Origin of the sequence: Roseivirga spongicola, from assembly GCF_001592965.1 — a bacterium.
Taxonomy (GTDB): domain Bacteria; phylum Bacteroidota; class Bacteroidia; order Cytophagales; family Cyclobacteriaceae; genus Roseivirga; species Roseivirga spongicola.
Genome location: NZ_LRPC01000001.1, coordinates 1,099,916 through 1,121,504, shown reverse-complemented (window position 1 = coordinate 1,121,504; position 21,589 = coordinate 1,099,916). Strand labels below are relative to the sequence as shown.

The window sequence follows — 21,589 nt, the reverse complement described above, 5'->3', positions numbered from 1 at the left end:
CAGCCATGCAACTGCTTAACCAGATTAATAATTAAGTAGACTCCCTTTAAGGGGCTAATTGAGGGCAACTATATGGCACATTCATGTGCTCACCTAAGTACTGGCACTAACTACCGAAGAAGACTCGCTTTTTTCATCGCAGTCATTCTATTTCCAATTTGTTCTGAAGCTCAAACTGTAATAAGCAATATTACCGTTAGCAGCTCTGCAGCTACATCGTCTACAGTGAATGTTACTGCACCATCAGATGCGAGTAATTCCATAACACCTTCAAGCCCATACGATATTCTGTATGGCCAAGGAAATGACATAGCTGTTGCCTCATACACTGTCTCTTCAACGACTTTTGACCGGTTTCTTCGTCCAGACACGCTTGTTCTCAACAGAAGGCTTGCTAGTGATCGACTAGTGAATATTTGGTATACGCTTAATTCCATAAATACAGCGACAGACCCAGACCAACTATTAATCAATCCAACTCCCACAGAAGATGCTGATGCTATTTATCAAACCGGAACACTGAATGCTGGGTACGACAACATTCTAGTGAACGATGATGACTTAGCCGGTGGTAGCATTCAAGTTGAAACTGAGAGAGTTGATGTGATATGGTATCAAGGAATACAGACGTCAACACCAAATAACGCTGTTTTTCCAGTAATTGAGAGGGGCGGAAATGACAATATTGCTATTGCCGCTATTACTAGTCTAAATGCTGATGGTACTCCTGCTTCTTATGGAAATTTAGTTGGTATTCCAGAGAACTTTTGGCCCGGAACGGGGCAAAGCTTCAACAACTATTTGATTTTAAGGAGAGAAACTGCAGGCGTTGAACCTATTCCCTTACTTAATATTGGAACATTAGTAGGCCAGTCTGCACAGACTGTTCAAGGAGTGGCGGTATCATTTACTGAATTAGGAGTTTCGGCAAATCAAAGCATCTATGGCTATTCTTTGTTCTCTGCAGATGTATGTAATGGCTTTGTTACGGATACTAATGATATATTATCAACAGGTTCACAGACCGTAAAATCAGGCATTGACCTAACTGATATCTCTACCTTCCCAAGTGATACTAAATCTGACGACTCTGGGCTCGACCTAGTTGCTGGTGTTTCGGCTGCAGTTGCAAGCGATGATAACCTAGTTGAGACTAAGGGACCAGGCGGCTATAAAGCTGCCCTAGCAACATGGCTTAAAGCCAATGAAAGTGACGATGTTACTACCTCTACAGAAGGTAGCAACGTTACCGACTGGCAAGATCATTGGCTAGGAAATCATGACTTTACAACCGATGGTACCGCACCAATTTATCGCAGTAGCACATCATCTATAAACTTTAACCCTACCGTAGACTTTACTACCACCGATAGAGGTCTTACAACAGGAAACAACTCAGACTTCAACACAGATGTCTATGAGAAAAAGTCTATCAATTTTGCCCTAAGAACTAACACCACAGATGTTAGCACTAGGCAAGTAATTTATGAGCAAGGAGGAGCCACTAGAGGTCTTAACTTCTACATAGAGTCTGGTGTTCTGCATATACATGCTTGGAACCGACAGGCATCAGATGGTTCTGACTCACCGTGGAACGATACAGACCAAACTATTAGCACATCAATATCTGCTAATACAGAATACATTCTAACTTTTGAACTTAACGGTAACTCAAGTAAAACTGGTACTTTCACCGCCTACTTAAACGGTCAAAGCTTTGGCTCAATTTCTAATGTTGGACAACTTTATGCTCATACTGGAGACATAACCCTTGGTAGATCTGGAGGCAACAATAGGTTTGCAAACGGAACAGACACTAATAGCAATTCATTCAGAGGAGAAATCTCAGAGTTGATTTATTGTAACGAGCCTGGTCAAATATTAGCTTCTCAAAGAAACCGTATTGAAAGTTACTTAGCTATTAAGTACGGCATTACACTGAATCAGAGCACTCCAATTAATTACTTCAATTCTGATGGAGCAATAATTTTCAACACTACTCAAAATGCTAGTTTAGGGGGATTCCTTGAATACAATAATGACATTGCTGGAATAGGTAGAGACGATGCTTCTGAGCTGGATCAACCCGCTTCTAGAAGTGAAAATACTGGTAGCGTTGTAACCATAGACAGAGGAGCAACCATAAGTACTGATGACACTTGGCTAATTTGGGGTAATGATGGAGGAGCATTAACCGAAAGCAGTGTGCTTACCATGCCAGATACCATTCAGAACAGATTAACAAGGGTATGGAGAGTTGCTGAGGAAAATGAAGTGCTTACCACTTCTGTTTCTTTTGATCTTACTGGTTTAGGTCTTAGCTCAAATGCAGCGGACTTCTCACTCCTTATTGCCGGAAATACAACTGATGCAGACTTCTCCAATGCAACTGTACTATCAGGCGGAACCTTCAATGGAAATACGATCACATTTACTGGGGTTAACTTAGATGATGGTGAGTACTTTACATTGGGAACTAAGTTTTTCAGATGTTCACCTGGAGGGGTTGAATCTAACTTGGCCTTATGGCTAAAAGCGGATGCTGGAACAAATACTACCACCGAAGGAGGCTTAGTAACCTCCTGGGAAGACCAAAGTGAAAATGGTAATGATGCGACTGGAGCAGGCACTTCTCCAAACTATACTGCCAACAATATTAATTTTAACCCTGCTATTGAGTTTGATGGAATAGATGAGGTTTTAACCTCAACAAGTGGTTTTCACTCCGCTACATACTATTTAGTAGTCAACCCAGATGACAATTTCACTAGTGCATCAACCTATCAAGTGCCTTTAGGGTTTGACGATGGAACAGCATCTCCAACTAACAGCATTGGTGGTTTTGCTATAGGTGGAATATATGGAGGAGTTGATGATGTACTCTCTCATACTGTGGGTAATGGTACTGTCGGTTATGGGTTGAGAGAAAATAACAATAGTAAAACCATTAGCTCAGGCATACCATTAGTGTTTACGGTAAGGGAAAATGCTGGAGCAACGGCTGCAGATATTAGACAAGATGGCTTGGTTGTAAGCAACAGCGTATCTGGGAGCGGCTACCTTTCAGTTAGCGATGAAGAGTACTCACTCGGTAGGTTTGAAACTCCTAACGCCTTCAATTTCACTGGTTTTTATGATGGTAAAATTGGAGAGTTAATCTCCTACTCCACAAGACCTTCAGATGCGGAGAACGATAGAATTGAGTCCTATCTGGCTATCAAATATGGTATAACGCTCGACCAATCAACTGGAAGAGATTACGTAAGAGGTGACGGAACAACTACTTGGAATGCTACTACCAATGCTACCTATGATAATGATATAGCTGGAATTGGAAGAGATGATCTTTCATGTCTCGAGCAAAAGCAGTCTAGAAGCCAAAATGCTAATAGCATAGTCACCATGGGGCTTGGAGGAATTGAAGTCTCTAATAATGCCAATACCAACAGCTTTGCTGACGATGGAGACTTTTTGATTTGGGGTAATGATGGAGACTTTGCCGACCAAGCAAATGCTAACACCGTAGATGTTCCGGGAGTAGTTACCGAAAGAATGGAGAGAATTTGGAAGGTGCAAGACACTGGTAACACAGGAGCTACCACCATTCAATTCGATATTACAGGACTAGGCTATAGTACCAACTTAAGTGATTTCAACCTAATTGTTTCAAATTCTTCTACCATGGCTTCTGGTACAATTATTCCTGCAGCCTCTTTAGAAGATGGGGTTTTAACCTTCACCAACGTAGACCTTACTGACGGTCAATTCTTTACCATTGGAACAGCAAGAACAGATTGCGGCCCAGGTGGAGTAACTACAAACCTTGCATTGTGGTTAAAGGCAAATGAGGGTACTAGCACTACAACAGATGGTGCATCAATTACTACTTGGAGTGATAGAGCCGGAGCTAATGATGCAATAGGTTCAGGAGGTACAGAGCCTAACTTTGTAGAAAGCTCTTTAAACTTTAACCCTTCAGTCAACTTTGATCAAGCCAATACCGAACAAATGGTTGGAGCAGCAGGCTTCCACACCAGAGCTTATTACATGGTTGTTAACCCAGATAGTACTCAGAACAGTTCAAGCACCAATGAAGTACTTATTGGTTTCGATGAACCTGCAGGGGCAACTAACGATTTTGGCGGTCTTATCTTGGGTTCAGCTACAAGTGCGTTTTCAGGTGAGGTCATTAGTCATGCAATTGGAGGCTCAGGAACACGATGGAGACGAGGAATAACACAGACCACCTTTGGTACAGTTAATGCTAACGAGTCATATTTAATGGCTGTGAGAGATAACGCTGGAGGAACAAGCTCAGAAATGCATGTGAATGGTCGCCAGCTTGCGGATCTTAATAGCGGCACGTTCCTTACATCGAGTGATGTAGACTACGAGCTTGGTAGTTTTGTTGCTACAAATGCCTTTGATGTTAATGGACACTACGATGGCCAAATAGCTGAAGTTATTTCATTCTCAACACGCCCTACAGACGCAGAGCACAACAGGGTTCAATCTTACCTTTCTATTAAATATGGAATGACATTGAACAACACTGGCGGTGGCACCGCAGGTGACTACACAAGAGCTGATGGTACAATTATATGGGATGCCTCAGATTACGCAACCTATCATAACGATGTGGCCGGAATTGGACGAGACGATAACGCTTGCTTCAGTCAAAAGCAGTCTACTAGTGCTAATTCTGATGATATTTTGGCAATAGGCCTACAAGAGATAGCAAATACAAACGCGGAAAACTCTAATAGCTTTGACGATTCAGGAGACTATCTCATGTGGGGTAATGATAATGGTGCTACAGCACAAGCAAGTGCAGAAACTTCTGATGTGCCAAATGCCATAGCTGAAAGAATGACAAGAGTGTGGCGTGTTAATGATACTGGAGAAGTAGGTAATACCGAATTGCAGTTTGATTTAACCAGCCTAGGATACAGCGGTAACGAAGAAGATTTCTCTCTTCTAGTAAGCAACTCCTCTACAATGGCCGATGCCACAGTAATAACTGGCGGCACGCTCAACGGCAATATTCTATCCTTCTCAGGTGTAGATTTAGCCGATGGCCAATTCTTTACTATTGGTACTGCTTATAAAACCTGTGGTCCTGGTGGTGTAAATACAAACATTGCTTTGTGGCTTAAGGGTAATGCAGAGGCTTATTCAGACGCTGGTTTTACCTTGGCTAATGACAATGACAACATTCTGCAATGGAATGATCAGAGCTCTCCACAGATTAATGCTTCGCTTGAAACTCTAGATGGCGCTCTACCTGTTGAACCTACTTATCAGACTAATGAGATCAACTTTAACCCAGTAGCTAGGTTCACCGACCCTAACTCATCTAACGCCTCTTATTTGAGAACAACATCTAATTCGGTGACAGGAAACTTCACACTTTTCTCAGTATTTAAAACAGGTCAATCTCAAGGAACTGATGAAGATGCATTAAACTCACCTGTTTTGATTAGCTCTAGAAATGCTGGCTCTGCCGACTGGTCAATGGGTATGCAAGGAGGAACCATCTGGTTAGAAGCCGATTCAGATAACGGGTTCGAAGCACAGACAACTGGAACTTATAATGATAATAATGTACACTTTGTTAGCTCTGTAAAAAATGGAACTGCATTAAACCTATATGTAGATTCAGAGTCTGTAGGAAGTGGAACTGGAAGCGCCACCCTTGGAAGCGCTACTGGATTTGGAATAGGAAATCACTTTAATGAAGATCTTCAAGCTCAATTTGCTGGCGACATTGCTGAAACTTTAGTTTTCTCATCAGCACTTAATTCTGACGAAAGAAGCAGAGTAGAATCATACATGGCCATCAAATATGGATTGACAAGAAATGGCTCTGATGACGGCAGTACCGGAAGTATTGACGAAAGAGACTATAGAGCTGGTGACGGTGGTGTAATCTGGGATTATGATGGTCAAGGAACAACCTATTACAATGATATTTTTGGAATTGGTAGAGATGATTTGTCTTGTTTGGAACAAACTACATCTAGAAGCGAAAATAGTGATGCCTTAGTTACCTTTAGCCTTCCTGGCGGTTTTGGTACTGATGATAGTTTCATTGTTTCTGGTAATGACAACGCAGCTATTGAGAATCCAAACAATCGAGAGTTCAATAGTTCGCAGGTTAAAAGTAGGCTAAATAGAGAATGGAAGGTTCAGGAAACTGGTACAGTAGGTAGTATTCAGGTTACCTTCGATCTAGATGATATCTCTGGACCTCTTGGAGTAGGCACCAACAACTTGAGTCAACTCAGATTAATGGTAGACAACGATGGAGACTTTACATCGGGTACAACCTTGATATCTCCAACCTCATTTAATGGAACAAACAATACCGTAACCTTTACAGTAGACTTTAGTAATGGTCAATATTATACTCTTGGTTCGGAAGAAATTGCGGCCCTACCGGTACAGTTGATATCCTTTACCGCAAATGCTTCGGAAAGCGGAACAGTTCAATTGAGATGGGCTACAGCTTCTGAAGACAACAACTCTTTCTTTACTGTGGAACGCAGTCAAGATGGTCAAAACTTTAGACCTATAGGCACAATAAATGGAGCCGGAAATTCTGAGGGAGTGCAAACTTATCAATTTGCAGATATCGATCCGTTCCAAGGCTATAGCTACTATAGACTTAAGCAGACCGACTTTAATGGTGGCTTCGAGTATACTGAAATAAGGTCTGTATTTGTTAATACTACTTTCAATATAGATTTCACTCTATATCCTAATCCAGTTAATATAGGTACTCCGGTAAATATCAAGTACAAGGTAGATCAGAATAAAGAAGTGAAAATTAGGGTCTTTGATATGAAAGGAACCCAGCTTTATCAAAAAGAAGAACTACTATCATTACGAGGTGAAACTATTACTATACCAACCTCCGGTCTAAATAGAGGCCTGAATCTGATTAAAATCACTGACTCTCAAAACAAGACTTTCACCCTGAAACTTGTAGTACATTAATTAGCACGTAATACAAAATCAATATAAAAAGCCCCAGAATAATATTCTGAGGCTTTTTACTTATTCAGATGAAAAAGCATGTATAAACTTAATTAATACAAACTTTATACAATCATTTATTTCAAATACATTTTTTTGCATTTTACACCACAAAAGAGGAAATAGTCATATAATCCTAAAACTAATTCAGCATTATTAGGTATATTATACTATACCTACAAGAATACCATTATAAATACTTCCGACCTTTATTCAGGCTTAATACTTATACAAAGCACATTTCTGAATGTAGTTAGAACATTAATTGTTCCTTATGCAGCATTTAAGAAAGTATTTGTGTACAGTACTCGCTCTTTTATTAATCGAGTCGTGGGATAATTATGCTTATTCCCAAACAGCTATTTCATCTTATACAGTATCTGTAGTAAATCCAACTAATAGCACTTACAGCGCTACGGCACCTAGTGATGCAAGCAATGACATCAACTCAGGACAAACTTACGATGTAAGCTATGGTAGAGGTGATGACTACAATCTTGTGAGCTACACTATAGCTGGAAGAACTTACGCCAACTCCCTAGAACCAGACACCTTGGTTTTAAGAAGAACAGATGGCGGAAGGTTTGTCAATATCTGGTATACGCTCATCGATATAGACGTTCCACTACTATTTGGTACTACAGAGCTTATAATGGATGGACAAGAGGTAGAAGATGCTGATGCCTTGTATCAAACAGGAAGTCTAATCAGTGGCTATGACAATATTCTAGTAAATGTAGACAACCAAGCTTCTGGAAGTATTCAAGCACAAATAGAAAGAGTAGATGCTATTTGGAGAACTGGAATAGTTACATGCGAACCAGACAGCGCTGTTTTTCCGGTAATAGAAAGAGGTGGCAATGACAGTATAAAAATTGCAGCAATTACCGCTCTAGACAACAACGGTAATCCTTCGGCATATAGCAGCATGGTAGACATTGTAGACTCCGACTGGCCACAATCGGGTATCTATTATGACGACTACTTGATTTTAAGAAGACAAACCGTGGGCGAAAATCCCTTACCCTTATTGAATACTGGAGTTATTGCTGGTCAACCAGGCCAAGTAATACAAGGAGTGGCAGTTTCATTTACAGAATTAGGTATCTCTGCTGGGCAAATAATTTACGGGTACTCTCTGTTTGCCTATGATACCAATGATACCGATCATGATCTTACTGATATTTCAACCTTCCCTACAACTACCTCTGCGGCAGCATCAGGTTTAGATTTAGTCGCAGGTGTTTCCGCTGCTGTATCGGCAGATGATTGCTTGACTCCAGCAATTGGTCCTGGCGGATACAAAGCCGCTCTTTCAACCTGGCTAAAAGCCAATGAAACAGCAGACGTTACAACTTCTACAGAAGGCTCCAACATCACCGATTGGCAAGATCACTGGATAGGCAATCATGACTTTACAACCAGTGTAACCTCTCCTATTTATAGAAGCTCCACTTCTAGCATCAACTTCAATCAGACAGCCGACTTTACAAGTACAGATAGAGGATTAACCACTTCCAATAACTCAGACTTCAACAATAATGGAAGTAGTTATGAGAATAAGGGCATATCCTTAGTATTTAGAACAGACAGTGATGTTACCACAAGGCAAGTGCTTTATGAGCAGGGAGATGATAACCGAGGCATTAATATTTATATAAGAAATGGATCACTTTTCACACATGCTTGGAACAGAACAAGTGATGGCACAGGGGCTCCATGGAATACTGGAGACAACACTTCTAGTATCTCTATTACTGGCGATACTGAGTACGTACTCACTTTTGAGCTTGAAGGAAACTCCTCTATATCTGGTAGCTTTAGGGCCTACCTCAATGGTCAGATAATCGGAACTGTTCCAAATATTGGATTATTGTTTTCCCATACAGGAGATATAAACTTAGGAAGATCTGGAGCAGCTCAAAGGTACGATGATGGCTCAAATTCAAATGCCAACTCATTTAGAGGTGAAATTCCTGAGTTCATATACTGCAATGAGCCCGGAAGCTTTACTGCTTCAACTAGAAACAAAATTGAGAGCTACCTAGCTCTTAAGTACGGTGTAACATTAAATCAAGGTACCCCGATAAATTATGTCAATTCATCTGGAGAAATCATATTCAATACTACACTCAATGCCAGTTTAGGAGGATACTTGGAGTATAATAATGATATAGCGGGTATTGGAAGAGATGATAACTCAGAATTCGAACAGCAGAAATCTAGAAGCGAAAACAATGGTTCCGTAATCACCATAGATAATGGGGCTAGCTTCAATGCAAACGACACTTGGTTGATTTGGGGAAATGACGGTGGCAACGCTGATGACCTTAGTCAGGCATCAGATGTGCCATCGATCATTAACAATAGAGTGGATAGAATTTGGAGGGTCTCTGAGAATGGCAATGTTGGCACGGTTGATATTTCATTCGACCTTAACGAAGTTACCTTTAGCGGTAGCCCAACTAGCTCAGATTATAGCCTGTTAATTGCGGCTAACAATTCGGCAGGTAACTTCTCAAATGCGCAAATAATAACGGGAGGTGTAGTGAATGGGTCAACGCTTACTTTTTTCGATGTTGACTTAGATGATGCGGAATACTTTACGCTTGGCACAGGATACATAGATTGTGGGCCAGGTGGAGTAAGTACCAACTTGGCCCTATGGTTGAAGGCAGATTTAGGACCTAATTCTACCTCAGGAGAAGTAACGTCTTGGGAAGACCTAGCCTCTGGCAACAATGCAACAGGAAGCTCAGGCACCGTTCCATCGTATCTTTCTAACAGCATCAACTTTAATCCAGCCCTAGATTTTGATGGTGTCGATAACGTATTAACGTCAGCAGACGGGTTCTACACCCATGCCTACTACTTGGTGCTCACGCCAGACGACACCTATACTAGCGCCACAACAAGACAAGTTCCATTAGGCTGGGATGACTCTTCAGTGACAACAACCAGTAGCATAGGCGGCTTTTATTTGGGTGGAATTTTTAGTGGATCGGATGATGTTCTTGGGCACTTGGTAGGAAATGGAGCGAATAGTTATGCTCAATTAAGAGTAGATAATACCAAGACTATACCTGCCAATATTCCACAGCTCTTTGAAACTCGTGAAAACGCAGGAGCTACTGCTTCAGGTATTTTCCAGAATGGCATACAAGTAGATAATGCAACAAGTGGAAGTGGCTATTTGGCCGTCTCAAACGAAGAATACGCCATTGGAAGATTTGAAACACCAAACGACTTCTCTTTTACCAATTTCTTTGACGGGAAAATAGCTGAAATCATTTCTTTCTCAAGCAGGCCAACTGATGCTGAGAAAAACAGAATCCAATCTTACCTAGCCATTAAATACGGAATTACGATAGATCAAACCTCTCCGCAAGACTATGTAAACTCAGCTGGAACAACTGTTTGGAACGCAACCACCAATTCTGGCTATGCCAATGATATTGCAGGAATTGGAAGAGACGATGACTCATGCCTTTCTCAAAAACAATCTAAAAGTTCCAATTCAGGGAGCATTGTAACTATCGGAAATGAGGGCATATTTTCTAGTAATGTCACCAACCCAAATTCATTCGATTCAGACAACACCTTCCTAATCTGGGGTAATGATGGAGACAACCCTGCCCAAGCGAATGCTAATACGGTAGATGTTCCTGGAACGGTAACAGAACGAATGGAAACCATATGGAGAGTAGATAAAACGGGAACTATAGAGAATAGCTCCATCTCTTTTGACTTATCTGGGTTGGGCTATTCCTCTTCGGCTACAGATTTTCAACTAATAATATCAGGTTCGCCTACAATGGCTTCGGGCTCAACCATTACAGGTGGAACATTTAACGGTAATGTTTTAACCTTCAATAACATAGAGTTTTCTGATGGCGACTACTTTACCTTAGGAACGGCCAGAGAAACCTGTGGGCCTGGAGGAGTAACCACAGATTTAGCCCTATGGCTCAAAGCCAATGAAGGCACCAATACCACTACAGATGACAGCAACATTTCTTCTTGGGCCGACCAAAGTGTGAATAATAGAAATGGTACAGAATTAGATCTTGGAGGGGTAAATCCTGTAGAGCCAACATATCAGACTTCAGAAATCAACTTCAACCCAGCAATTCAGTTCTCTGACCCGAACTCAACTAATGCGTCCTATATTGAAACAACTAACGGCAACAACGTAAGTGGCGATTTTACCATTATTACCGTCTTTGAATCTGGTCAACTTGGTGGTGATACCGGTGATTTTGAGAATGCCCCAGTGCTACTGGGTGCGGGCACCTCTGGTACAGATTTAGATTACGGACTTGGTATTGCAGAGGGTAGAATACATTTAAATGCTGCGAATAACGATGACCTTACGGTTAGAAGTACTGCAGGCACAACCTACATAGATTTTGAACCATACATTGCTACAGCTACTCGTGTACGGTCTACTGGAGCACTCGCCCTATATATCAACTCTGCCAGTAATGCTACTGGTACAGGAAGCACAAGCACCTTCTCCAATCCTTCTGGTTTTGGTATCGGGAATAATCCTAGCCCCACCGTTGGCTCTCAGTTTGCCGGCAGAATCGCTGAATCTATAGTCTTTTCAGATGACCTTACCACTGCAGAAAGACAAAGAGTAGAATCTTATCTAGCTCTAAAATATGGAATAACCAGAGGAGGCAGTTCAGCATACTTAGCATCTGATGGTGGTACTATATGGAGCTACACTTCAGATGCTTCATACAACAGTGATATTGCTGGAATTGGACGCGATGACAACAGCTGTTTATCACAACTGAAATCTAAGAGTGAAAACAATGACGCAATTGTTACCATGGAAGTAGCTTCTTTCAACACAGACGATTCGTTTTTAATATGGGCAAATGATAATGCACCAATGGAAGATCCTGATAACAGGGAGTATAATAGTAGTCAGGTAAACAGTAGACCGAACAGAGAGTGGCATGTTCAGGAAACCGGAACAATAGGAAGTGTAACCCTAACATTTGATGTATCAGATATTTCTGGGCCTTCTGGTGCTGGGTCAAATAATCTAAACTTGCTGAGATTAATGGTTGATGGAGACGGTGACTTTTCTTCCGGTGTCACTCTTTATTCACCGTCTTCCATCAATTCATCAGAAAAAACAGTGTCCTTCACCGTTAATTTCAGCACTGGCCAATACTTTACCTTAGGATCTGAAGAAATTGGAGCCCTACCTATTGAGTTACTCGCTTTTGATGCAGCATTCAACTCTGAATTAAACTCAGTTATGATTCAATGGAAAACCACTAATGAAGAGTCTAATACCATGTTTGAAGTCCAACGAAGTAATGATGGGCAAGCCTTTAGCACACTTCATGTAATGTCAGGAAAAGAACTTCCAAGCGAAGTAGCTTATAGACACATAGATGATAACCCAGTGGAAGGAAGAAGCTACTATCGCCTAAAAACTACCGATAGAAGTAATAATGATAGCTTCTCTAGAATTGTGGCCGTAGATGTATCATCAGGTAATCATGAAAATGGAGCAATTTATCCGAACCCCGTCAGGCGTGGTTCTAAGGCTCAGATAAGGTTAGCTTCACACGAGTTCAATGATCAAATTAGAATTGAGGTCATTAGTCCAGATGGTGTAGTTCTATACACGGAAGACAAACGCCTAAACCAAATGAATGCTAACCTAGAAATACCTACTGATAAATTAAGAACGGGTATCAACTTGGTGAGGGTAAAATGCTCTCAAGTAACTAAAACTTATAGGTTGCTTATTAAGGATTAGGTTTCAGCAAGCTTGAGAAAACAAGGCCATTGTTAAAAGAAGCTCGTTGAACTGGACTAAACAAAGCCCTTAATGCCTGAGGTATGTCTTGTAATTTAGGAGCCTGAAGCCGAGTGGTAAGCCTGAAAAAAATGATCATCAAGGAAACTATAAGCTTGTTCTTCCTATTAGATGATGGTTTAAAATCAGTCACTAAAAGCGTTCCGTTTTGAGACAGCAAGCCATGTAGTTTTCGAATCGCCAAGTCCAGATAATGTTCATTAAAGCAATCCAAAAAGAAATTACATATAATGAAGTCATATTCTCCATGATGCTGAAAAAAATCAATTTCTAGAAATCTCACATTTTGAAGGTTTCCAGCGTTTTCCTGAGCTTCCAATATCATCTTAGCCGAGAGCTCTACGTAGTCTATGCATTTAGCGTGCAGAAAAGCAGGATGCTTAAGAATTCTTCCAGTTCCCCCTCCAACAACTAATACCCTGTCAGAACTCTTCATTTCGCCCAAATAATGCATTTGAGCTTTCAGCAATTTTTCTCCAAATATTAGCTTAGCCAGCGCATCATAAAAAGGTGCCACCAAATCATACTGATTCTCCTTCATACTAATAGCGCAATACCTGGTAGAAAGAAAATTCCATCGCTCAATATTCTATAGAGCTGATATTTTCGAAAATATTGAGGCCTAAGCACCAGTATTAAAAGGGTGGAAACCATCAATATTAGAATTAGATAGGCCGCAGACAGATTGGTGAGATAGCCAAAATACTGAATTAGCAGAGTGCATAAAACCAGTAGAAATAGAAGCAATCGCTTAACCCTTAATTCTCCAAGCCTTGTCACCACGGAGCTTTGATTATCACTTTTGTCTAGCTCTACTTCATAAGAAGGAATTATCAACAGGTTAGCATAGGCTAGAATCCAAAAAATTAGCAACAAGATCACCCATTCGGCCTCAACAGTTTCGGCCAAACTGAGCGGAGCGGTGGCAATGCCAGCAACATACACAGTTGCCGCGAATAGCTCCTTGCTTATCGCTTTCTTAGCCAGCATTAAATAGACAAAATATAAGCCACTTAGACCTACAAGGACTAAACCTAAGTAGATAGTCTCTTTTGGTAAATACTTTAAATTGTAAAGACCTAAGGCAAAAACTATTAGCGCAACTGAAGAAACCTCCTTGAAATATCTCTGATGAAAAGCATGCCTTGGGTTATTTGATCTTCCCTTGGTTTTATAAGCATCCCTTAAATGATCAAAGGTGTAGATTAACCAAATAGCAATGGCCAAGCCTATCATCATGTAGGCAGAAACTTCAACATTCATAACCCTAGCCAAAAAGAGTGATGATATCACTGCGCCAATGGTAATATCAAGGCTTAGGTTTTGTACGAAATGAATGATTCTTAGCATAAAAAAACCCTGACTCAGAAATGAATCAGGGTTCAATTTATAATAAAATGTTGTTATCCTAGCTAGCAGAGGCCAAGGCTTCAGCACCACCAACAATCTCAAGGATTTCTTTAGTAATTGCCGCCTGACGCGTTCTATTATAAGTCAATTTCAATTCTTTCAATAGTTCAGCAGCGTTATCTGTTGCTTTACCCATGGCTGTCATTCTAGCACCATGCTCAGAAGCATTAGATTCTAGAACAGCTTTGTAGAATTGAATTTTTAACGATTTAGGAATCAATTCTTCAACAATAAAGTCTTTAGATGGCTCATAGATGTAATCGATGCCTGTGTTCACCGTCTCATCTTGTTCAATTTCTACTATAGGTAGGAATTGCTCTGTTTGAACTATCTGAGTGGCAACGTTTTTAAATTCGTTGTACACCAAGTAAACTTTATCGTATTTTCCTTCAGCATAAGAGTTCATAGCATATTCTGCTGCCTCTCTTACGTTGTCGAAAGTTAAGTCACCGAAAACTTCGTAGAAGTCGTTCACCATAGGGTAACCCTTCTTTCTGAAGTTGTCATAAGACTTCTTACCAATTGGAAGAACCTCAACTTCTTTGCCTTGCAATTCATCAGACTCGATTAATCTTCTGCAAGCCTTAACCACATTTGAGTTGAAGGCACCACACAGACCTCTGTCTGAACTTACTGGTACAATTAGCACTCTTCTCACTTCTCTTTCTTCTGAGTAAGTATTCATGCCTTCTTCATTATTACCTGAAGAAACATTGGCTAAAAGTGCCGCCAGTTTTTCTGAATATGGTCTAAGCTGAACAATTCTATCTTGAGCTCTTCTCAGCTTGGCTGCCGCCACCATTTTCATGGCTTTGGTAATCTGCTGTGTAGAGCTTACCGACTGAATTCGTTCTTTAACTTCCTTTAAACTTGCCATAATCTATGGTTATGGGTTACCCCAAAAATCAAATTAATATTTAGCAGAAACTTCCTTAGCAACTTGCTTGATAGACTCAATAGCGCTGTCATCCAATTTTCCAGCTTTCAATAAGTCTAGAGCAGCTCTGTGGCTGTTTCTAAGTACCATTAAGAATTCTTTCTCGAACTCTCTTACTTTCTCTACAGGTACCTTGTCAATTAAGCCCTTAGTAGAAGCGTAAATAATAGCTACTTGCTCTTCTACAGGTACTGGAGAGTACTGTCCTTGCTTAAGGATTTCTTGGTTTCTTCTACCTCTATCAATAGTCAACTGAGTTGCAGCATCAAGGTCTGAACCGAACTTAGCAAATGCCTCTAGTTCACGGAACTGAGCTTGGTCTAGCTTCAACGTACCAGATACCTTCTTCATTGACTTAATCTGAGCTGAACCTCCTACACGAGATACTGAGATACCTACGTTAATAGCAGGTCTCACACCTGAGTTGAAAAGGTTAGTTTCCAAGAAGATCTGACCATCAGTAATTGAAATTACGTTGGTAGGAATATATGCAGAAACGTCACCAGCTTGAGTTTCGATAATTGGAAGTGCTGTTAATGATCCACCACCTTTAACTTTTCCTTTCAAAGAATCAGGAAGGTCATTCATATCTGCAGCAATGCTGTCATTAGCATTCACTTTCGCAGCTCTTTCCAAAAGTCTTGAGTGAAGATAGAATACGTCACCTGGGTAAGCCTCACGTCCCGGAGGTCTTCTCAATAGAAGAGATACCTCACGGTAAGCTACCGCTTGCTTAGAAAGGTCGTCATAAACCACAAGGGCCGGACGTCCCGTATCTCTGAAATATTCACCAATAGCAGCACCTGTAAATGGAGCAAAGAACTGCATTGGAGCAGGATCTGCAGCAGAAGCTGAAACTACTACCGTGTAGTCCATAGCACCACCTTTTTCAAGGGCAGCTACAACACCTGCTACAGTAGAAGCCTTCTGACCTACGGCAACGTAGATACAGAATACAGGCTCACCTGCTTCGTAAAATTCTCTTTGATTAATGATAGTATCGATTACAACGGCAGTCTTACCTGTCTGACGGTCACCAATTACCAACTCACGCTGACCACGACCAATCGGAATCATTGAGTCGATTGCCTTGATACCAGTCTGAAGTGGCTCGTTTACCGGCTGACGATAGATTACACCCGGGGCTTTTCTTTCCAAAGGCATTTCGAACAATTCGCCTTCAATTGGGCCTTTACCGTCAATTGGTTCACCCAGGGTATTAACCACACGGCCAACCATACCTTCACCTACATTGATAGAGGCGATTCTTCCGGTACGCTTAACGGTATCTCCTTCTTTGATCTCAGCTGAATCACCAAGCAATACAGCACCTACGTTGTCTTCTTCAAGGTTCAATACCAAAGCATTCAAACCATTGTCGAATTCCAACAATTCACCAGACTGTGCTTTAGACAGTCCGTAGATTCTGGCAACACCGTCACCCACTTGCAATACGGTACCTACTTCTTCTAGCTCGGCCTCCGATTTAAAGTTAGAGAGTTGCTCTCTTAAGATTGCTGAAACCTCATCAGGTCTTACATCTGCCATTTTATAATCGAGTTAATGTTATCTAATTACTTTAATAGGCCTTTTCGTAGTGGTTTTTGTGAACTCTAAACGAAGGGCTTTCAACTTTGAGTTAATTGAATCATCTATCTGACGGTCTCCAATTTTCAGGATAAAACCACCGATTAATGATTCGTCAATTTTTTCTGTCAACTCCACTTTCTTGGAAGAAATTCTTTCAACCAAATTGATGAATTCCTTTCTCAAGGCGTCATTCAATGGGAAAGTAGTGGTAATGGTAGCTTCCTCAATACCTTTAAACACATTGTATTGATGATGAAACTCCTCAGCCACAGGAATAAGGTAGGCCTCTCTGTGCTTTTTGGTAAGGATAGTAAAGAAAGACATGGTCATGTCATTCACTTTACCCTTGAAAACCTTATCCAGCACAGACAGTTTCTTGTCGTGGCTAATTATTGGGCTTTTCAGCATTAACACTAAATCGCGGCTTTCTTCAGCAATTCCAGTAAGGAGTTGCATGTCTTTGTTCACCTCTTCCAAGACCTTTTTCTCAACAGCAAGGTCTAGAAGTGATTTAGCGTATCTGGAAGCAATTCTATATTCAGACATTCGTCCGGATTTAGTTTAAGTTCAAATCTTTTACATACTCATCAACCAAAGCTTCTTGAGCTTTCTTCTCGCTCAACTGCTTTCTGATGACCTTCTCAGTAATTTCAAGAGAAAGGGCAGCTACCTGAGTTTTTACTTCTGCCAAAGCAGCTCTTTTCTCATTTTCGATAGTTGCTTTAGCATCTTCCAGCATTTTAGCTGTGATTTTGCCAGTCTCTTCTTTTGCTTCCTCTTTAATAGAGTTAGCAACATCCATTGCTTCTTTCAAGATAGAGTCTCTCTCAGCTCTTGCTTCAGCCAAAAGCTTCTCGTTATCGGCCTGAAGTGCCTGCATGTCTTTCTTAGCTTGCTCTGCAGCTAAAAGCGCACTTTCAATAGTTTGCTCACGTTCCTTTAACCCACTAAGAATAGGTTTCCATGCAAACTTACCTAAAACGATAAGTAGAATAATGAAAGCTACTGTTTGTAGTATAAATAAACCGGTATCTGGAATTAATAAGTCCATTCTGTTAGTGTTTTAATAGAACAACTCTAGACCTGCCTAATGCAATGGCCTAAAGTTGTTCAAATGGTTTTTTAAAGTGCCTCTACAATTTGGCCGTTAGATGCAATCAAGAAACATGCAACAACACCGAAAAGAGCAATTACCTCAATAAGAGCGGCAATGATCAACATACCAGACTGCAATTTACCAGCAGCTTCTGGCTGACGAGCCATACCTTCCATAGCGGCAGCACCAATTTTTCCGATACCTAAAGCTGCACCAATTGCAACTAGGCCAGCGCCAATAGCAGCTCCTAAAAGAGCGATACCAGCAGATAATAAAATAGCTAACATAAGTTTGTTATTATAAATGAAACAATGGTTCTAATTAATGGTGGCCATCATCTACCGCCTGACCGATGTACATCGATGAGAACAGGGTAAATACATACGCTTGAATAACGGCTACTAATATTTCAATAAGCGAGATAACCACAGAGAATAATGTACCTGCAATTCCTACCGCCATATTGTTTAGAATGAAACCTAAACCTACAATTGAAAGCACTACAATGTGACCTGCTGTAATTGAAGCAAACAAACGTAGAGTTAAAGAAATAGGCTTAGTGAAAATACCAATTACTTCTACAATCAAGATTACAGGCCTTACAGGAAGTGGCACACCAGGAGTCCACAAAATGTGAGTCCAGTAAGCCTTCTTACCATTAAACTGAGTAATGAAGAAAGTAAATAGCGCCAAACACATGGTTACTGCAATGTTACCTGTAAGGTTAGCCGCACCAGGAGTAAGACCTAATAGGTTATTGAATAGAATAAAGAAGAACAGCGTAAGAAGGTATGGCATAAAACGCTCATACTTATGCTCACCAATGTTAACTTTAGCAATATCGTCTCTAATGAAAACAATTACAGGCTCAAAGAGTGACTGCATACCTTTAGGCGCTCCAAGTCCTTTCTTATATCGTTTTGCAATAGTTAGGAATACGGCAAACAATAAAATCATACTAATGATTAATGAAGCCACATTCTTGGTAATAGAAATATCTAGGAATCCTGCTTGAGTCATACCAGGATGGTCATCGCCATGAGCATCTTCTTCTACATGTGCTGCTTCTTCTCCATGAGAATCTTCTTCTCGATGCTCATTTTCTGAAACTTCTTCTCCGTGAGAATCGTTACTGTGCGATGTAGATGGAACGTAATCTTCAGTTAATTTGAAAAGCTTACCATGATCGATGTAGTAGCCACCATGAGGAATTGGGTTATGGTGCTCATCTTGGAAATCTGATGACATGAAAACTTTTAAACCGTCTTCATGGTCATAGATAATGACAGGTAGAGGAATAGTTACATGGGTATGACCGAGCGTAATAATATGCCACTGGTAATCATCTTTGATGTGGTGCATAATGAAGTCGGTGCCACCACCCTCTTCTTTAGCCTCGTCACCGCCAGATGCTGCCCATAAATTTGAAGAACTTGCCAGACCAAAAACAGCTACTAAAGCGCTAGTGATCAATAAATTGAGAATGTTAGTTCTGCTTTTTTTCATCATTAGTTTTCACCCTCTCCCGAAATCGCGCGCAAGTTAGAGAGAATGGCATATATTTCAAACACTAAGTAAAATAAATAGATTACAAAGAAATTGGCTACCCAAAGTCTCTTATCTTCTAAACCCAAGAAAATTACGGATCCGAGAAAAATCATACTTAAAACCATTCTCAAAACCGTTAATCCAATAAATATATTTGGCCTAATCTGAGGATCTAAAGAAGTGAATGCCCAGTAAGATACTAGCACCACTATTAAACCCAACACAGCCGAAAAGATCATGATTGTCCAAATTCCCTCATGAATCAACTGAATATCCATTTGCTGCAAACTGAAAACGATTGCGCATAGGATCAAGCTAAATATCAGAGATTCAATAATTTGGCGCCCCAAACTTTTCATGGCCGCAAAGGTAGGTCTATTTTGGCTCAATGTTCTAAGTTTTTGACTTTAAAGTTTCCCTGAATTTAAAGAAACACCCAACACTATATTAAAGAGTAAAAAAGGAAGATTGACTCACCAATAAGAAGCTTGTTTGTTAAGAGACAAGCAATGGCATACCAAAATAGCTACTCCTTTGGTAGCGATCGGTAAAGCTGATAGATTCCTCCACCAGCACCAATTAAAACCATAATGATTACGAAGAGTGAATTACCTCCATTCCACCATTGATCCATCTTGTAACCTAACCAACCGCACAAGCCAATAGTGATGAACAGCTGTAAGCCCAGCTGAGAATATTTGAGATAGTTATTAGGCTCTTTTAATGGCCTTTTCTGCGACACGGCTCTGAGGAGTTATAATTTCAATTTCTTTAGCCAGATGGCCCATCTTACAACCACCGTTAAAAGTTGCACCTGGTTCTACCACCAATTGATTAGTTAAGATATCTCCGTTGATTACAGCACTTGGCTTAAGAATAAGCATTTCGGAGATTTCTATGTTTCCACGAACCTTGCCTGCAACTTCTGCTGTTCTGGCTACTACGCTGCCATCTACATAAGCCTCTGCCCCTAAAACAAACTTGGCTTTTGCCTTAACGTTACCATAGATTTTTCCTTCTATGCGAACATTGCCTTCAGATTCTAGGCTGCCTTCTAACACTGTTTCTTTGCCAATGATGTTACTCGATTGACTCAGGTCTTCAGTTGATTTTTTGTCTTCTTTAGAAAACATGGTTGGTCTCTATTTAGTTGATTCTAATTGGTCTTAAAAGGTAATGAATTCTTGCGGGTTTACAGGCGAACCATTAAACCATAATTCAATATGCAAATGCGGACCACTGGTCAACTCTCCCGTATTTCCAATTATTGCTATAATATCTCCGGCAGAAATTACATCTCCCACAGCCTTCATCACTGCCGAATTATGCTTATAAATAGAAATAAGGTTTTCTCTATGTTGAACCGCGATAATGTTTCCGTCATCTTGCGTCCAGCCAGTAAATACGACAGTTCCATCTGCTATAGATTTAACTGGCTCGTCTTTTTTAGATACTATATCTATACCAAAATGTCCCTCTTGTGGATCGAAAGTTGCGACTACAAAACCTGTTAGAGGAGGAAAAAAGTAGGTATTTCTTAACTCCAGGTTATCCATGCTAGAACTCAGCAAGAAGTCTCCTCCACTACCACTTTCAAATTCAGATTTAAATATGCTATCTGTCTTAGCTATTTGGTCATAGTCGGTTTCTTCTTGACTACTCGCCTCAGCGCTCTCAGGTATCTCATTGGTAGTAACATCGCCCTGAAGTACCTTCTTTATGCTTTGTATAAACTGATCTCTGCTCTCTAATTCAAAAGAAAGCGAATCGAGCTCAAAAGTAAGTTCTACCAATTCCTGACGGGTCTGTCTTTCGGCATACCTCGGGTCGAACCATTGGTCTAAAATGGTATTTACTAAATAAAAGCTGAGTGCGAATACCACCAAGAAGCTCAGAAAAGCAAAGAAAATAATCTTGGCGTAAGTAAACTTATAGGTGGCCTTTTCAGAAAAGTTCTCCTCATTCTGAATGATAAGTATATGACGGGCATTAAGCCAGTTAGAAAGCGTCTTCTTAAATCTAGCCACTTATACAAAGGTCAAGGTTGGCAAAAATATTCATTAATACTCAAGAGCCTGAGCAATATTGTATTAATTGCTCATTAATTTCGTTGCTCTAACGAAGT

General features: G+C 40.5%; 14 protein-coding genes. 2 read left to right on the top strand and 12 right to left on the bottom strand.

The features are described 5' to 3' along the window. The first annotated feature begins 72 nt into the window (after positions 1-72). Both AWW68_RS04905 and AWW68_RS04900 read left to right on the top strand, forming a co-directional pair. Positions 73-6,999 carry a LamG-like jellyroll fold domain-containing protein gene (locus AWW68_RS04905; protein WP_068217195.1) on the top strand — a complete coding sequence of 2,309 codons (6,927 nt, stop codon included), beginning with the start codon at positions 73-75 and terminating at the stop codon, positions 6,997-6,999. Positions 7,000-7,312: 313 nt separating this feature from the next. After that, positions 7,313-12,823: a T9SS type A sorting domain-containing protein gene (locus AWW68_RS04900; RefSeq protein WP_068217193.1), complete on the top strand. Its 5,511-nt coding sequence runs from the start codon at positions 7,313-7,315 to the stop codon at positions 12,821-12,823. Here AWW68_RS04900 and AWW68_RS04895 read toward each other — a convergent pair. From AWW68_RS04895 to AWW68_RS04840, 12 genes are all read right to left on the bottom strand, one after another. Further along, positions 12,813-13,424, bottom strand: a complete 612-nt coding sequence (locus AWW68_RS04895; protein WP_068217191.1) for a class I SAM-dependent methyltransferase — start codon at positions 13,422-13,424, stop codon at positions 12,813-12,815. The genes AWW68_RS04900 and AWW68_RS04895 overlap by 11 nt on opposite strands. Next, positions 13,421-14,233, bottom strand: a complete 813-nt coding sequence (locus tag AWW68_RS04890) for a hypothetical protein (RefSeq protein WP_068217189.1) — start codon at positions 14,231-14,233, stop codon at positions 13,421-13,423. The genes AWW68_RS04895 and AWW68_RS04890 overlap by 4 nt, the downstream gene beginning before the upstream one ends. A 58-nt stretch (positions 14,234-14,291) precedes the next feature. Then, positions 14,292-15,170 (bottom strand): ATP synthase F1 subunit gamma, encoded by an 879-nt coding sequence (atpG, locus tag AWW68_RS04885; RefSeq protein WP_068217188.1) that lies wholly within the window; start codon positions 15,168-15,170, stop codon positions 14,292-14,294. Positions 15,171-15,203: 33 nt separating this feature from the next. Beyond that, positions 15,204-16,778: a F0F1 ATP synthase subunit alpha gene (atpA, locus tag AWW68_RS04880; RefSeq protein ID WP_068217185.1), complete on the bottom strand. Its 1,575-nt coding sequence runs from the start codon at positions 16,776-16,778 to the stop codon at positions 15,204-15,206. A gap of 18 nt (positions 16,779-16,796) precedes the next feature. Further along, on the bottom strand, positions 16,797-17,366 hold the full coding sequence (gene atpH, locus AWW68_RS04875; RefSeq protein ID WP_068217184.1) for an ATP synthase F1 subunit delta: 570 nt from the start codon (positions 17,364-17,366) through the stop codon (positions 16,797-16,799). A gap of 10 nt (positions 17,367-17,376) precedes the next feature. Further along, positions 17,377-17,871: a F0F1 ATP synthase subunit B gene (locus AWW68_RS04870; RefSeq protein WP_068217183.1), complete on the bottom strand. Its 495-nt coding sequence runs from the start codon at positions 17,869-17,871 to the stop codon at positions 17,377-17,379. Positions 17,872-17,942: 71 nt separating this feature from the next. Continuing rightward, complete coding sequence (atpE, locus tag AWW68_RS04865; protein WP_068217182.1) at positions 17,943-18,203, bottom strand: ATP synthase F0 subunit C; 261 nt, start codon at positions 18,201-18,203, stop codon at positions 17,943-17,945. A gap of 34 nt (positions 18,204-18,237) precedes the next feature. Continuing rightward, complete coding sequence (gene atpB / locus AWW68_RS04860) at positions 18,238-19,425, bottom strand: F0F1 ATP synthase subunit A (RefSeq protein ID WP_084375573.1); 1,188 nt, start codon at positions 19,423-19,425, stop codon at positions 18,238-18,240. After that, positions 19,425-19,742 (bottom strand): hypothetical protein, encoded by a 318-nt coding sequence (locus AWW68_RS04855; RefSeq protein WP_068217181.1) that lies wholly within the window; start codon positions 19,740-19,742, stop codon positions 19,425-19,427. Before AWW68_RS04855 ends, atpB begins: the two co-directional genes overlap by 1 nt. Before the next feature lie 248 nt (positions 19,743-19,990). Further along, positions 19,991-20,206 (bottom strand): AtpZ/AtpI family protein, encoded by a 216-nt coding sequence (locus AWW68_RS04850; RefSeq protein WP_068217179.1) that lies wholly within the window; start codon positions 20,204-20,206, stop codon positions 19,991-19,993. Next, positions 20,175-20,597: a bactofilin family protein gene (locus AWW68_RS04845; RefSeq protein ID WP_068217177.1), complete on the bottom strand. Its 423-nt coding sequence runs from the start codon at positions 20,595-20,597 to the stop codon at positions 20,175-20,177. Before AWW68_RS04845 ends, AWW68_RS04850 begins: the two co-directional genes overlap by 32 nt. 33 nt (positions 20,598-20,630) lie before the next feature. Further along, positions 20,631-21,491 carry a M23 family metallopeptidase gene (locus tag AWW68_RS04840; RefSeq protein WP_245660208.1) on the bottom strand — a complete coding sequence of 287 codons (861 nt, stop codon included), beginning with the start codon at positions 21,489-21,491 and terminating at the stop codon, positions 20,631-20,633. Between the last annotated feature and the right edge of the window lie 98 nt (positions 21,492-21,589).